The sequence below is a fragment of the Paenibacillus sp. FSL M7-0420 genome (assembly GCF_038002345.1).
Taxonomy (GTDB): domain Bacteria; phylum Bacillota; class Bacilli; order Paenibacillales; family Paenibacillaceae; genus Paenibacillus_AQ.
The window spans coordinates 4,869,769-4,885,351 of sequence record NZ_JBBOCJ010000001.1 but is presented as its reverse complement, the minus strand read 5'-3'; the positions used below and the strand labels follow the sequence as shown (position 1 = coordinate 4,885,351).

The 15,583-nt window shown below is 45.7% G+C and carries 12 protein-coding genes and 1 pseudogene; 8 read left to right on the top strand and 5 right to left on the bottom strand.

What is annotated here, in order from left to right; genetic code table 11:
* Positions 1–3 precede the first annotated feature (3 nt).
* Positions 4–495: pseudogene (locus MKX51_RS21015) on the bottom strand (carbohydrate ABC transporter permease); the annotation flags it as partial.
* Between MKX51_RS21015 and MKX51_RS21010 the strand changes: the two are divergent.
* The 5 genes from MKX51_RS21010 (at position 496) to MKX51_RS20990 (ending at position 7,255) form a co-directional block, all read left to right on the top strand.
* Entirely contained in the window at positions 496–624 is a 129-nt protein-coding gene (locus tag MKX51_RS21010) for a hypothetical protein (protein WP_340993705.1), read from the top strand. It abuts the pseudogene before it with no gap.
* 628 nt (positions 625–1,252) lie between these two features.
* The gene (gene papB / locus MKX51_RS21005) at positions 1,253–2,665 is read left to right on the top strand and encodes a PapB family radical SAM/SPASM ranthipeptide maturase (RefSeq protein ID WP_340993704.1); all 1,413 of its coding nucleotides are present in this window, start codon (positions 1,253–1,255) and stop codon (positions 2,663–2,665) included.
* Entirely contained in the window at positions 2,655–3,536 is an 882-nt protein-coding gene (locus MKX51_RS21000; protein WP_340993703.1) for an ATP-binding cassette domain-containing protein, read from the top strand. The genes papB and MKX51_RS21000 overlap by 11 nt, the downstream gene beginning before the upstream one ends.
* A gap of 687 nt (positions 3,537–4,223) precedes the next feature.
* The gene (locus MKX51_RS20995; protein WP_340993702.1) at positions 4,224–5,381 is read left to right on the top strand and encodes a hypothetical protein; all 1,158 of its coding nucleotides are present in this window, start codon (positions 4,224–4,226) and stop codon (positions 5,379–5,381) included.
* Between the two features lie 44 nt (positions 5,382–5,425).
* Positions 5,426–7,255: an ABC transporter ATP-binding protein gene (locus tag MKX51_RS20990; RefSeq protein WP_340993701.1), complete on the top strand. Its 1,830-nt coding sequence runs from the start codon at positions 5,426–5,428 to the stop codon at positions 7,253–7,255.
* Positions 7,256–7,355: 100 nt separating this feature from the next.
* On the opposite strand, the gene MKX51_RS20985 is transcribed toward MKX51_RS20990, so the two are convergent.
* From MKX51_RS20985 to MKX51_RS20975, 3 genes are all read right to left on the bottom strand, one after another.
* Positions 7,356–8,186, bottom strand: a complete 831-nt coding sequence (locus MKX51_RS20985; protein ID WP_340993700.1) for a carbohydrate ABC transporter permease — start codon at positions 8,184–8,186, stop codon at positions 7,356–7,358.
* Positions 8,186–9,058: a carbohydrate ABC transporter permease gene (locus MKX51_RS20980; RefSeq protein WP_340993699.1), complete on the bottom strand. Its 873-nt coding sequence runs from the start codon at positions 9,056–9,058 to the stop codon at positions 8,186–8,188. Before MKX51_RS20980 ends, MKX51_RS20985 begins: the two co-directional genes overlap by 1 nt.
* 84 nt (positions 9,059–9,142) lie before the next feature.
* Positions 9,143–10,477 carry an ABC transporter substrate-binding protein gene (locus tag MKX51_RS20975; RefSeq protein ID WP_340993698.1) on the bottom strand — a complete coding sequence of 445 codons (1,335 nt, stop codon included), beginning with the start codon at positions 10,475–10,477 and terminating at the stop codon, positions 9,143–9,145.
* A gap of 193 nt (positions 10,478–10,670) precedes the next feature.
* Here MKX51_RS20975 and MKX51_RS20970 point away from each other — a divergent pair, with 193 nt between their 5' ends.
* Positions 10,671–12,467 (top strand): sensor histidine kinase, encoded by a 1,797-nt coding sequence (locus MKX51_RS20970; RefSeq protein ID WP_340993697.1) that lies wholly within the window; start codon positions 10,671–10,673, stop codon positions 12,465–12,467.
* 18 nt (positions 12,468–12,485) lie between these two features.
* Positions 12,486–13,256 (top strand): response regulator transcription factor, encoded by a 771-nt coding sequence (locus MKX51_RS20965; protein ID WP_340993696.1) that lies wholly within the window; start codon positions 12,486–12,488, stop codon positions 13,254–13,256.
* 210 nt (positions 13,257–13,466) lie between these two features.
* Here MKX51_RS20965 and MKX51_RS20960 read toward each other — a convergent pair whose 3' ends face one another.
* Complete coding sequence (locus tag MKX51_RS20960; RefSeq protein ID WP_340993695.1) at positions 13,467–14,297, bottom strand: helix-turn-helix domain-containing protein; 831 nt, start codon at positions 14,295–14,297, stop codon at positions 13,467–13,469.
* Between the two features lie 121 nt (positions 14,298–14,418).
* Between MKX51_RS20960 and MKX51_RS20955 the strand changes: the two genes are divergently transcribed.
* Entirely contained in the window at positions 14,419–15,561 is a 1,143-nt protein-coding gene (locus tag MKX51_RS20955) for a DUF2264 domain-containing protein (RefSeq protein ID WP_340993694.1), read from the top strand.
* Positions 15,562–15,583 lie beyond the last annotated feature (22 nt).

The window sequence follows — 15,583 nt, the reverse complement described above, 5'->3', positions numbered from 1 at the left end:
AGGTTATCCCTTCACCGCTCCCGCCGTAAGTCCGCTAACAATGTATTTCTGGCAGAAGATATACAGGATCAGTACGGGTAGGGAGGTTAATACCAGATCGGCGAAGATCAGGTTCCAGTCCCGGCTGTATTTGCCGTAGAAATTGTACACGGAGAGCGGCATCGTCCAATCCGAGCTGTCGGTCAGGAAGTAGAGCGGTATGGTGATATCATTCCACACGGACATGAAGACCATAATGGCTACGGTAGCGTTCACCGGGACGATCAGCGGGGTGACGATCTTGAAGAACACATCGAATGTATTCGCCCCCTCCAGAAAAGCCACCTCATCCAGCGCCTTCGGAATGGACCGGATGAATCCGCTGTACAGGAACACACTGAACGCCGTGTTGAGCGAAGCGTAGATCAGAATAACGCTGGTGATGCTGCCGTAGAAGCCCATCCACTGCACGACACGGATCGTGGTGATCGTGGACATTGGGGCAATCAGGCCCAGATGCATATTCGGTCCTTCTCGGCCGCGTTCACAATCAGCCAGTCGCCCATGAACATCATCGCCGTTTCCTTGATTCAGGAATTTGCCTACTGCCATATCGTAGCTGTCGCTGAGAATGTCGTGGTGTAGTCTTTCTTGTAGACCTCATACTGTTTGCTCCAGGAAGGTGGCGAACTCGGGAACATCGGACCACTTTTTTGCGGCCGGCATTAATGTCCTCGAACAGGGACGGCTCAGGCTGCTGCTCAGGTAGATTCCGTTAACAGATGCAGATGCAGCGAATGCCGGAGCCTTTTCTCCTTCCCGCAATGTGGGGGAGTTGGAGACCAACCGCTACGTCCATGCATTCCGTTTGATAATAACCAAGCCGAACATGATCTCTATTAGTTAAAAAATACTTTAATTTAAAAACATTAACAAAATATTCAAAAAAATCCTGTTTATATGTAGATAAAAGCGAATGAACGAGCTAAACTAACTAAGTATTACATAATTCCAAAATATAGGAGGTAGTCGGATGTTTAAACCTGTTAATGTCGTTGCAAGTGGTAGTGTGTCACCTATGTTTTGCATAACATGCGATGCAAGAGACAAATGCGTAGACTGTGATGCTTTTGACTTTATTTGTGGAAACAACGAGAGTGGTTGGTGTATTCGTAATGATGGGGATTGATTGAATTTTCATCTATAAACAAAAGAAAGTCTAAGAAGCAATTCTTAGGCTTTCTAATATTTTGAGAAGGAAGTGAAGTTATTAATGTTTAATAGTCTAATAACAATTAAAGCTGTAAAATTTTTCGAAGAGCAAGATAATTTATATCTATATAATGTTGAGAATAGCGGGATATTTCAAGTAGATGACACAATAGTAGATATTTGCAACAGTGACGGGAAAACTATTGAAGAACTTTACCAACTTCTAAAAAATAAATATAGCATGGAAGAGTTAAGTGAATTACTTACTACGCTAGAGAAAGCAGGAGTTTTACGTGTGCAAGATTCAGTGGATGACATTAATACAGATTCCTGTGCTTGTATAAAAGAGACGAACGGGGTCTCTTCTCTGATTCTTATGCTGGTTCAAGAATGTAATCTGAGATGTTCTTATTGTTATGGTGTTAATGGAGAATACAATGACCGTGGCAGGATGGACATGGATACAGCTACCCAAGCTATAGATTTTTTATTTGATCAAGCTTTGGAGGAAGAACTAAGCATTTGTTTTTTCGGTGGAGAGCCATTACTTAATTATAAACTCATTCAGGATATCATTCCTTATGTCCAAAGCAAAGAAAAACAAACAGGGAAAAGAGTAAGGTATAGTATGACCACAAATGGAACCTTGCTTACTAAAGACGTTGTTGACTATTTAATGGAGCATCAGGTAGCAATACAAGTGAGTCTGGATGGAGATCAGAAAACTCATGATTTTAACCGCTATTTTCAGAATAAAGAAGGCAGCTATGATCTTATTCTTAATAGGACTGAGAAATTAAGAAAGAATGGAATGATCTCAGCGAGAGCTACTGTCTCCCCGGTTCAACTCGATATTACCTATACATTAAAACATTTAAATGAAATTGGATTTCGAAATGTTGCTATGTATCCTGCAGTTCAGATGCTTAATGTTAAGGATTATGAGGATTACTCACTTGAATTCACCAAACTGGTAAATTATTTTGAGACTTTAATACATAGTAAGGAGTATAAGAAGGCTCGGGAAATCTCAAATATATACAAATATCTAAGAAGGGTTCATTCATCTTCCAAACGGCATTATTATTGTGGGGCTGCTTCCCATATGCTAGCTGTTGATGTTCATGGAGATTTGTATCCATGTCAAAGATTTGTTAGTGAAAAAAATTATTCTCTGGGAAATGTGAATAAAGGAGTTTCCCGCCTTAGGGAGAAGGAAATATTAAAGGAATTTAGTCTAGAAGAAAGAACAAAGTGTAAGGAATGTTGGGCAATTAACTTATGTGGTGGAGATTGCCCACATGAAAATTTAAAGAACACTGGAGCTATAGAAGATCCGCTAGAAATTTCCTGTGAGTTTACTAGAAGTGCAATAAATGATTGCATCAGATTATACTTGAGGTTGGACGAGGAGGATAAAGATAAATTGTTTAATAACAAGATGATAAAGGAGGAAGAAATGATTGTCAGTTGAAGTGGAAGCATTGAGTAAAAAATACGGCAGTAATCAAGTCATTAATCAGTTAAGTTTTCAAATTAATAAGGGGATTTTTGGTTTGCTTGGTGATAATGGGGCTGGTAAAACTACCTTAATGAAAATTCTAGCAACACTGCTAGGGTTTAACGAGGGCGATGTAAGTATGTTTGGATATTCGCTAAGAAAAGAGCCTGATGCAATTCGTTCCATGTTAGGATATCTTCCACAAAATTTTGATTTTTTCCCTGATGCAACAATCACTGAGTCCATGAATTATTTTGCTGCTTTAAAGGGGTTAATAGGTCAACGAAGAATACAGGAAGAAATTTCACAAAGACTAGTTGAAGTGGGTCTTGAAGAACATGCTCATAAAAAAATCAAGCAACTTTCAGGCGGTATGAAACAACGATTTGGTATCGCTCAAGCTATGTTAAACCTTCCCCAGTTGTTAATTATTGATGAACCTACGGTGGGGCTTGATCCAAAGGAGCGAATTGCTTTTAGAAACTTGCTTCACAGTTTTTCGGAAGATCGCATTGTATTGTTATCTACGCATATTGTACCGGATATCTCAAGCACCTGTGACAATGTACTTATTTTAAAGAAAGGAAGCTGTCTTTATAATGGGAGTGTTGATGAGGCTATCCATAAAGTGGAAGGGAAAATATGGTTAGTTGAAGTGGATAAAGGGCAGTTGCAACAATTAAGTAATGAAAGCCGGATCATATCTGTTGTTAGGAAAAGGGGGTTAATGCAAGTTCGTTTGCTAGATAACAGTCCTCCGGAAAAATATGGGGAATATACACTAGAGACTCCAAACCTGGAAGATGCTTATCTGTATATATCTGATAATGAGAGGGGGCCTTAATAGAGTGAGGGAGGTGAAAGTTTTAGTTCGATTTGAAATACTGTTGTTAAAGAAAAATTTATTATATAACATTTTGGTTTTCCTGATCACTTTTTTGATACCTATGTTTCTGTATTTATCTACGGGTTCAAAGGATAAAGAAATGTGGGTATTCTTGTTGCACGGACAATTATTTTTCTGTATTTTAGCAATGCCAATTCTATATTCTTTTCTTTATGACGATGATAAGCAAGCGATGATCTATTCAACCATCATTCCTAAATTGCATTCAAACTACCTATATCTTGTATGTAAAGTTTGTGTTTTGTGGGGGATTATCTTTCTGGCACAATCCAGTTGCTTAATCCTTATTCTCGGAGGTCATGTGTTATTTTATGGAGTCAACTTTTTTGATTTAATACTTCCGTTAATTTACACCTCGTTTACGACAATTGGTATATCTGTTCAAATTGCTGCTCTTTTGAGCTTATTATTAAAAAAACAGGTATACGTAAATATATTTAATATTATTTTTCTTGTTATAGGGATGTCAGTGAATTCTCCGGCCTTTTCGATATGGTTTAACCCGGATTGGATTACCAGTCATTTTTTTGACTCGTCTTTTTTTGTAGGAAGAACTTTTATATTGTGTATTGCATTAATTCTAATGTATTTTAGCAATCGTCTGTGGAAAGCAAGGGGGAGATTATGAACTTAAATCTAATACGATTTTGGTTGCTTCTTTTCTTTGGCAAGGCCAATACAGGAATATACCTGTTTTCTTTAATGGTAATAGTATATTTTAATTTTCAAATGAATGAAGATTTGATTTTGAAAATTAGCCTGGATTTATTATTTATTGCTTTGTTTGCACTGCAGGCGGCTAATTTAAGCAAAAGATATCAAGCAGAGCAATTTGTATTTTTGTCAATAATCTCTACCAACCGTAAAATTTTTAATCAAGGAATTGTAGCAGTAATCATAACTTCACCTGTGATAATAATAATATGGGGCACATTACGTATCTGGTTTGGGGATGTTCCAGACTTTAATATTGGGCTTATTGCCCTTTTTTCCGGCTTTTTTGCTGTTGTATCAGGTCTTTTGGTAGGTGAAGTAATCCGCAAGCATGGTTTAGGAATACTGATTCTGATTACTTTATATTTAACCATTGGATTAATTCCATGGACTCTACACGAAAAATTCAGATATGTATCTCCAGTGCTTAATATTTACAATCCCTACCTAATAAACTTTAGGAATATTATTTCGATTTTTGCTGCGGTTCTATTGTTTTATGGAATGGCAACTATATTTTCGTATCGTCGAGGAGGTGGGAAGAAAAGTCTGATTACGTGGTTAACCGTTGGAATTGCGTTGTGTCTATTTAGTGGCATACGTATCTATGAATATACGCATGATAAGCGGCTTGAAAGTAATGAATTTAAAATTATAAAAATTGGAACAACACAGGTCCATTACAAAGGAATGAGTAGGGATAGGGCTGAGAAGTTCGGTGTTGTTATAGATTATTTATACAATATAGCTGATGGGCTTCATATAGCTCCAAAGCGCTACTCTTTAGAAATTACTCAACGTTATGCTGTATCCTCTGTAGAACCAAAAGTCATGATGAAGAATGGTGACCAACTGATCATTAACATATATTCTAACAAACTGCTAGATTTTAATTATGGATTTGACTGGGTAAGCAAATGGATAGATTACATATTAACTAATGATACGGGTACTTCAAAGGATAATATTAATCTCTTGAAACATCAAATGATCAAAAAAACACTTGAAGAAAACCCAATGAATATCTATACGGAAAGTCGTCGTCAAAAACTTACCATTAACGATTGATTTAGCGCGAAATAATGGGAGAAGGTAAAGCTTTGGAGGGTAAGATGGATGGGATCAATATCAAAACTATATTTGCATCATTTCGGTACTGGCCGGAACTTGGGAAATTATTATGGAGGGCAAAAAGAAGTTATTTTTCATTAATTATTTTTTGTTATATAATTAAAGGTTTTTTACCAATAATAAATCTTTTTTCCATTCAATTTTTAGTGATGAAAATCGAAGAGCGATCATTCAACGTGATGATATACCCTATTCTGCCTTTGATTTTTGTTCTGATTTGTAGTCTCTTTGTTACGTCTATTCTTGAACACTTTGAAAAGTTATACCAGCTATTATTAATAAACCACTTGCAAGTTTCAATAGTAACAAAAACCTCTGATTTTATGCTACGTGATTATGAAGATCCTGAAATTCATAATCAGCTAAGAAGAGTTATGCAAGATTCGATAGACCGGCCCATCCAAGTATATAAGTTATTAATAAATCTTATAAGCTCAATTATTACTCTGATTTCTAGTATTGTTATTATACTAAATTTCAAGTGGTGGTTAGTGATTATTCTTCTTGTGTCACCTTTATTTTCATTCTATTCGTTATTGAAGTTCGCACAAATTCAATATATTTCAAAAAGAAAAAGATCTCCTTTGCAAAGGAAAGCAAGTTATATTAATTTTTTGTTAACGAATGATAAGGCATTCAAAGAAATTAAACTATATCGCTTAAATGACTATTTAAGTATTAGGTACAAAGATATTTTTAATAGATTTTATAAGGAGGATAAAGACCTATCAAAAAGACGAACAGTTTTATATCTATTCTTTCAATTAATTAGTACTCTTTTTATCTCGATAGTTCTTTATATTATTGTATATGTGTCATTTCAAGAGAGTCTACTCTTAGGTAGTATATATGGTTTGGTACAAGCAGTATTGCTTACAAACCAGAATATTAATGCTATCTCTCAAGGATTAATTTCCTTGTGCGAAAATAATTTATACTTGGATGAATTATTCTCATTTCTAAATAAAAGTCAAAAAAGTTATGAAAATACGCTGTTAAAGCAGAGTTTCGTTAAAATGGATCAAATAGAAAGTATAGAGTTTATAAATGTTTCCTTTATTTATCCTGGTCAAACAGTTTACGCGCTAAAAGACCTCAATTTCAAAATACAAACAAATGACTCTGTTGCATTTGTTGGAAGAAACGGATCGGGGAAATCAACGATAATTAAATTAATGACAGGCTTATATGATGATTTTACAGGTGAAATATTAATTAATTCAATATCCATACATAATTACAGTAAAGATACATTATACAAAAAAATTGGTGTTATATTTCAGGATTTTATCCAATTTGATTTTACTGTTAGAGAAAATATTGGTTTTGGTGACCTCGAAAAGATGGATAGTACCTCTGAAATAGGGAATTCAGCCCAACTTACTGGTGCAGATGAACTAATTAAAAGTTTCCCCAATCAAATAGATCAACAGCTAGGAAGGAACTTTGAAGGAGGGGTTCAAATTTCTGGTGGGCAATGGCAAAAAATAGCCATATCCAGAGCTTTCTTTAAAGATGCTGATCTTTATATTATGGATGAACCAAGCTCTTTTCTTGATCCGGAATCAGAAAAACAAGTATTTCTGCAATTCCAAAATTATATAGAAGGAAAGATAGGTGTATACATATCGCATAGATATACATCTGTCTTATATGCGAATAGGATTATTGTATTAAATGAAGGTCAGGTAGTAGAATTCGGAACACACCAACAATTAATTGTTAAACGAGGGATTTATTATAAACTATTTTCTGATGAAGCAGAAGCCTTTCAAAGAGAGCGAGCAATTCAGGGGGAAGTGCTTACGTGAATTTCACTAAAAAGGAGCCGTCCCAAGCAACTATTTCAATGGCTGTCGGGATAGCTCCTTTTACATCACAGGTTGACAGAACCTATTCTCCACACCTTCATTATCCCTTCACCGCTCCCGCCGTAAGTCCGCTAACAATGTACTTTTGGCAGAAAATGTACAGGATCAGCACCGGCAGCGAGGTCAGCACCAGATCGGCGAAAATCAAATTCCAGTCCCGGCTGTATTTGCCGTAGAAATTGTATACCGAGAGCGGCATCGTCCAGTCTGAGCTGTCTGTCAGGAAATAGAGCGGAATGGTAATGTCGTTCCAGACAGACATGAAGACCATAATCGCTACGGTGGCGTTCACCGGGACGATCAGCGGGGTGACGATTCGGAAGAACACATCGAATGTATTCGCCCCCTCCAGGAAAGCTACCTCATCCAGCGCCTTCGGAATAGACCGGATGAATCCGCTGTACAGGAACACGCTGAACGCTGTGTTGAGCGAAGCATAGATCAGGATGACGCTGGTGATGCTGCCGTAGAAGCCCATCCACTGCACAACGCGGATCGTTGTAATCGTGGACATCGGCGCGATCAGGCCCATGAAGAAGAACATGTACAGGAAATTCGACCATTTGGTCTCCCGGCGCACCAGAATGAACGAGGCTGCCGAGGAGGTGAAGATATTCAGCACGGAAGAGACGCCGGTAATCAGCATCCCGTTCAGGAATGCCCGCCCCAGTCCCCCTTCACGGAAGACCGTTGTATAGTTGGAGAAGTTCCACTTCTCCGGGAGCCGCAAGGAGAACTTCAGCACCTCGGCGCTTGTCATGAAGCTTCCGAACAGCATGATCAGCAGCGGCAGGATAATCAGCAGGGAGGCCAGGATCAGGAACCCTTCTACCAGATAGTTGCGCCAGGCCATTTTACGTGAAAAGCTCATTATTCCGATACCTCCTTACGCCGCATGAAGATCAGCAGGGGAATGGCGATGATGGTTACAGCAGCGAAGAGCAGGGTATTGACGGCTGTACCCAGCCCCCAGCTTCCTTCTCCGAACGAGCGGAGGATGATCGTGCCGACTACTTGGGAGGCATTGCCCGGCCCCCCGCCGGTGAGCACGAATACCTCGGAGAACACCTTGAGCCCGCCGATCAGGGTGAGCATCAGATTGATGTTGATCGCAGGGAGCAGCAGTGGAATCGTGATGCTGCGGAAGCTCCGCCAGGAACCGGCGCCGTCAATGGTGGCGGCTTCATAATACTCTTTGGAGATCGACTGGAGTCCGGCCAGGTAGATCGCCATTTGGAAGCCGGTATGCTGCCAGATGGACACAAAGGCTACGGTCCAGATGACAAGGGCCGGATTGGTCAGCCAGGCCTGGCTCAGCGAAGGCAGCCCCACAGCTTCGAAGATACGGTTAATCGTTCCGTCGGAGCGCAGCATGGGCGTGAACACAATGCTGATGACCAGCACGCTGAGGATCGACGGCGAGTAGAAAATCGCCCGCAGCAGGTTTTTGGACTTCAGCTTCATGTTCAGGCCGACCGCAAGCGCGATGCCGAGCAGATTTTTACCGAGTACGGTAACGATGGCGAAGATCGTTGTATTTTTCATCGCAAGCAATAGCGTTCGATCTGTGAAAATCCGTTCGAAATTGTCCCAGCCGATAAACTTGATAGCTTCCCGGTCCAGCCGCCAGTCGGTGAAGGAATAGAAGAGTCCGATCAGCGCTGGCAGCACGAAGAAGATCGAATAGATGAGCAGTGCAGGCCAGATCAGGTAATACGAGTATAGTCTCTTGGATACATTCATCTCTTCACACTCCTATATAGCCAGGGACAGAATAAAGCCCTGGACGGGCTTTATTCTGCCTGTTGTAATAGTTATTTGCTCTAGTTAAAAGCCTTCGACGCCTTTGTCCTTCATCAGCTGGCTGAATTTCTCATCCCAGGCCTTAAGTACGCCCTTGGCGTCCAGGCCGCCGGCGAATTCATCCTGAAGCAGACGGTACAGCTCGCTGCGGTCCACGATCATGTAAGCGTCGGTGGTCAGCGTAGTTTTCTTCGGGGTGATATATTGATCGACAATCTCTTGCTTGTATTCCGGGAGCTTCGGCGTAGTAACATCGCTGAAGTTGGAGACGGAACCTTGGCTGTCCACCATTTTCTGCGCAACTTCTTTGGTGGCGAGGAACTCCAGGAATTTCTTCGCTTCATCCATATGCTTGGCTTTCTTCGGAATGAACAACTGGCCGCCCAGCGGGCTTGCGCCGAGATTGGCGTCTTCAGAAGAAGGGATGGCGAACAGTCCCAGATGCACATTCGGGTCCTTCTCAGCCACGTTCACAATCAGCCAGTCGCCCATGAACATCATCGCCGTTTCCTTGTTCAGGAATTTGCCCACAGCCATATCGTAACTGTCGCTGAGAATGTCGGTGTTGGTGTAGCCCTTCTTGTAGACCTCATACTGCTGCTCCAGGAAGGTGGCGAACTCGGGAACATCGGACCACTTCTTGCGGCCGGCATTAATGTCTTCGAACAGAGACGGCTCGTTCTTGGCCGCCCAGTCGGCAAAAGCAGCCGCCGGCCAGATATTCGCCGCCCAGTTGTCCTTGAACGGCATGAACACTGGCGTAATGCCGCTGGCCTTGATCTTCTCACAGACCGCCAGGAACTCCTCGTAATTCTTCGGAATCTCAAGTCCTAGGTCTTTGAAAATATCCTTGTTGTAGACGACTCCCTGCATCCCTGTATCCTGGCTGTAATGGAAGCTGTAGACATGATCGTAAGCAGAGAGCACATCCTTGTTCAGCAGCCGGCTTACCCAAGGCTCATTATCGAGAATCTCGAAATTACGCTCTAGATTCAGGTCCGTGGTCGCACTGGCGAGATTATATTGAATCAGGTCAGGCACCTCGTCAACGGCCAGCTTGGTCTGGAGTACGGTGGCGGTCTGCTCTGCCGGAAGCAGCTGCAGATTCACTTTGATATTGGTTTTCTGTTCGAATTCATCCAGCACATCCTGGGCCACGAACGCCGAATCCTGCGAGCTTTTGGAGATGGCCAGCTCGATGGTTACCTTTTTGCCGCTGCTGCCTCCGCTGTTACCGCCTCCGTTGTCCGTTGCCGCAGCATTGCCCTTGCCTGAATTGTCAGAGCCGCATGCCGCCAGCGTTAAGGTCATGATTCCAGCGAGCAGGCCTGTTGCGATTTTTTTCATTTGCTTACTCATGTGATCGCCCCCGTAGTGTATTTTCTGTGAACTGAATCCGTTTACATTGCCCATTATAGAATGAGGAGAGCACAAGGTACATGTTTGTACTTGACACTTTCTGTGTAATATTCTGAACTCCGGTGATGGCTTGTCATTTCGCCCGATTGGTTGTAAAGTAGGCAGCATCCTAAGGTTCAGGGAGGGCTCGGGCTTGGCGACTATTATACAGAAATTACGCGGAGGCAGGGTTCAGGCCAGTCTGCAAACAAAGTTCTTCTTCACCTTCATGCTGCTGCTGCTGATTGTGCTGGGCTGCTTCCTGGTCTACGTGAATTATATGGTGATCCAGCCGCTCAAGGACAAGACGGAGAACGAAATGAAGCTGGCTGCTGCCCAGGTCAGCGATCAGCTGAACCTGTATATCAGTAACCAGAACCAGCTCTCCCAGCGGATTCTGTCGAACAAAGAGGTGTTCACGCTGCTGTCCGCAGGCGATTACTCACAGCTTACCCTTGAAGGGCTGACCCGGAGCCGCCGGCTGAAAGACATCATGTTCCAGGCGCTGGGGCCGAGTCTGAACATTGAGGATATGATGATCTATGATCTGACAGGGGAGCGGGTGGCATCCTATATCGGATATGCGGATAGCCCGGCTTCGCTCAGGCCGTTTCTGGAAGAGAGCAGCAACCTGCCGACCTGGAATGCAAGCGGTTACGCGCTGTACCGGCAGGGGGCGGATGCCATCTCTTTTGTGCGGGCGATCAGGAACCAGAATGGTCAGGTGTTCGGCTATCTGGCGGTGCAGCTCGACCAGCGGTATTTGAACAGATCTGCTGCAGGCCTGGCGGGCGGCAAAGTCTATATTATGGATCAGGACCGGCGGCTGGTCTCCAGCTCTCCGGCACTACGGGAAGGGGAGAAGGTCCCCGAATTCGCAGCGTCTCCCTCTGAATCTGCAGCAGCTAACGGAATCTATCTAAGCAGCGGCCAGAACTATGTGGCGTATCACCGCTCTGCTGAGACGGGCTGGACTACCTACGTGGTGAATCCAAGGAATGTGGTGCTGGGCCCGGTCAATTCGGTGAAATACCTCTCCATTCTGCTGATCACCGCGCTGATTCTGTTCTCGTTCATCTTCATCTACTTCTCGACCCGGAACTTGCTGCTTCCGATCCGCAAGCTGCGCAGCCAGATTCTGCGGATGAACTACAGCAACCTGAATATGAAGACGGGCCCCCGTACCCACAACAATGAGCTGATTCAACTGAATAGCGCTTTTCAGGAGCTGCTGGAGCGGCTGCAGGAATCCATCGAACGGGAAAAGCTTGCGCTCCACGAAGAAGTGAAGTCGCGGAATTCCGCCTTGCAGGCCCAGATCGCCCCCCATTTCATCCACAATGTCTTGTATCTGATCAGTATTGCCGCCCAGGAAGGGAAGAATAGCGTTGTGACTGAAATGTGCAAGCATCTGTCGGACAGCCTGCGCTATATTGTGTCCTCCCCTTATCAGCATGTGACATTGACGGAGGAGCTGAAGCATACCCGGCATTATTTGTCCCTGATTCAGCATAATTTCGAGGACGACCTGGAGTGGGAGATTGACGGGGACGGGGGCCTTGAGCGGATTGAGCTGCCCCGGCTGGTGATTCAGCCGTTCGTGGAGAATTGTATCGAGCATGCTTTTAAGAATACAGACCCTCCTTGGAGGATTGAGGTGCGGGTGAAGGTATATAACGGCCTGTGGGCCATCGAAATCCGGGATAACGGAGAAGGCTTCGCGCCGGGCAGGATCAGGGAGATTCTGGACAATATTGAGGACTCGGATTCCGGGGTTAGCGAGCTTCGGCATGATACCTCAGGAATTGGGAATATAGGGATTGTGAATACGGTGAACCGGCTGAAGCTGATGTACAGGAACCGGCTGTTCTTCAACATCTACAACCACTTGGGCGGGGAAAAGGGTGCCACGGTCCAGATTATCGCATCTATGAGTAAAGACTTCTACTAGAACCGGGGAGGTACCGCTATGTATACCGCTATCATTGCAGAGGACAGCAAGCCGATTCTGCGGAATATCGAGGCTCTTTTGCAGTCTATGGAGCTGCCTGTCCGTATATCCGCCACCGCCTCGAACGGGCTGGATGCCATGGAATACATCAAGGCTAACCCGGTGGATATCCTGCTGACCGATATCCGCATGCCCAAGCTGGACGGGCTTGCGCTGATCGGGCAGTGCAGGCAGGTGAATCCGGCGCTCAAGGCGGTGCTGATCAGCGGGTACAGCGACTTCGAGTATACGCGCAAAGCGCTGAATCTGCAGGTATTCGATTATCTGCTGAAGCCGGTGGAGCGGCAGCAGCTTGCCGAAGTGATGCAGCGGCTGGTCGCCCATCTGCAGGAGCAGGAGGGCAGCAGAATAGGTTTGCCGGAGGGAGCGATCTCTGCCGGGCAGCAGCGGCCTAAGAGCAGTGAGGAGCTGTTCCGGCAGCTGGAGCAATATGTACAGGAGCAGCTCTACGCTCCGCTCTCCATTACCGAGGCCGCGCTTAAGTTCCACGTGAGCCCTTCCTATGTCAGCCGGATCTTCAAGCGCTATTCGCACCAGACCTTCGTGCATTACAGCATGCGGCTGAAGATAGCCGAAGCCTGCCGGCTGATTGCGCTGAGGCCGGAGCTGAAGGTGAAGGAGCTGTCGGAGCTGCTGTCCTTCGGCGACCAGCATTATTTCTCCAAGGTGTTCAAGGACTATACGGGCGTAAGTCCTACGGAGTATAGGGGAGGGGAGCGGGGTTACTAACAAAAAGCAAAAAGAAGCGGAGGGGAAATTTGGAACTGAAGGAGCGGTAGCGACCGCCTTTGTATTTGGATTTCTACCGCGAAGAGCGGTTCTAATCAAGGAATCTAAATTGGGCAGCGGCCGGAAGTCCAAATGTTCACCGCAGTGACGACGAAGCTTCGAGTTATATCGTTCATTTTACGGCAGCGCTGCGGATAGGCGCTGCCGTCTTTATTTGCCGTATTTTCCCGGTGGGATGCCCGTAATGTTCTTGAAGGTGCGGATGAAATTGGCATAATCATTGAAGCCGGACAGGTAGCAGGTATCGGACACGGAGTTGCCGGCGGACAGAAGCTGCTTGGATAACGCGATCTTTTTGAGCAGGACATAACGGTAGATGGTGCCTCCGGTCTGCTGCTTGAACAGATGGCTGAGATAGTATTTATCCAGGCCCAGCTCCCCGGCGATGTGATCCAGCGACAGATTCAGGTGCAGGTGGTTGTCGATATAGCTCATGGCAGATTGAATATGGGAAGAGATGGTGCTGGGCACGGCAGCACGGGAGCGGCTGTACAGCTCGTTGACCAGCACCAGAAGCTGAATCAGATACGTCAGGGCCAGCACCTCGCTGCCGTACTGCTTGCGCTCCAGAGCTGCAATCAGCCGGGAGGAGAGGGCGGTATACTCTGAGAGCAGCGGCTCCTCCATCCGCGCCAGGTTATTCTCCCCGGGCTGGCGGTTCTGGAAGCAGGCCAGCAGATTCGTGGTCGCCGTACAGAACGGGTAGACCAATGGGGCTTTGAAATGAATGGTCAGCCGCTTATAAGGCTCGGGGGACCGGTTGATGATTTTATGAATCTCATGATTATTGAATAACAGGACGTCGCCGCGCTCCAGCGGATAGCTGTACTGGTCTACGAAGCCGTTCACGCTGCCGCCGAGGAACAGGAAGATTTCATAGTGGTCATGGATATGGAAATCCCTCGTCGGAGAGATCGGAGAATTGCCGATACCGGCCAGAATATCGCCGTCGAACGTTTCATAATACCGGGCATGCTTCATTGTCACAGCCCCTTTCATGTTGATCACAATATACGCAATATTTCATCACTATTCGCAAAGACATTGCAATAATACCACAATACACTAGAGAAGAAGAATACCTGAGAGGGTGGAACTAGGGATGAGTGGGATAGAACAGCGTAAATACTGGCTGGATACGATGCTGCGGATTGGAACGCCGGTCCTGGAGGCGCTCTCCGCGCGGAAACTGAAAGAACAGTTACCTGCGGAGTTTCATAGCGGGCGCAGCCAGTTTGCGCATCTGGAAGCTTTTGCAAGGCTGGCTTGCGGAATGGCTCCCTGGCTGGAGCTTCAGGGGCTTGAGGGTGAAGAAGAGCAGCTGAGGGCCCGTTATGCCGGGCTGATGCTGGAAGCAATTGCTGCGGCGGTCGATCCGCAGTCGCCTGACTATATGGAATTCAAGACTGAAGGCCAGCCGCTGGTCGATGCGGCATTTCTGGCCCATGCTCTGGTGCGGGCACCGAAAGCGGTTACAGCCCGGCTGGACACACGGGTCAAAAGCAATCTGATTGCGGCGCTCAAGCAGACGCGGCGGACCGCCCCCAGCGGCAGCAACTGGCTGCTGTTCAGTGCGATGGTGGAAGCAGCCTTATACCTGCTGGGCGACCCGGAGTATGACCGGATGCGGGTGGGTTATGCGGTCCACATGTTCATGGATTGGTACAAGGGTGACGGAGTCTACGGCGACGGGAAGGACTTCCACTGGGATTACTACAACAGCTTCGTGATTCAGCCGATGCTGTTGGATGTGGTTACCCTTTTCGAACAGGAGAATGAGGAGTATGCCCGGCTTAGACCCTTGGTCCTGCAGCGGGCGCAGAGATATGCCTCCGTGCTGGAGCGCAGCATCGCCCCGGACGGAACGTATCCGTTCCTTGGGCGTTCTATCGTTTACCGGTTCGGGGCATTTCAGCTGCTGTCGCAGGCGGCGCTCCAGCATCTCCTGGAAGATTCGCTGCCCCCGGCCCAGGTGCGCTGCGCCTTGACCGCTGTCATTAGCCGGATTATGCAATACCCGGGCACGCTGGATGAGAACGGCTGGCTGCAGCCGGGGATCTACGGCTATCAGCCGGAGCTGGCCGAGAGCTACATTAATACGGGCAGTCTGTATCTGTGTGCTGCTGTTTTCCTGCCGCTGGGGCTGCCTCCGGCTGACCCCTTCTGGTCGGGAGAGGACATGAAATGGACGGCCCGGAGAATCGCAGACGGCGAGAATGTGATGCGGGACCATGCTTTGGAATAAGGGATGCAGACACAGCGAACAG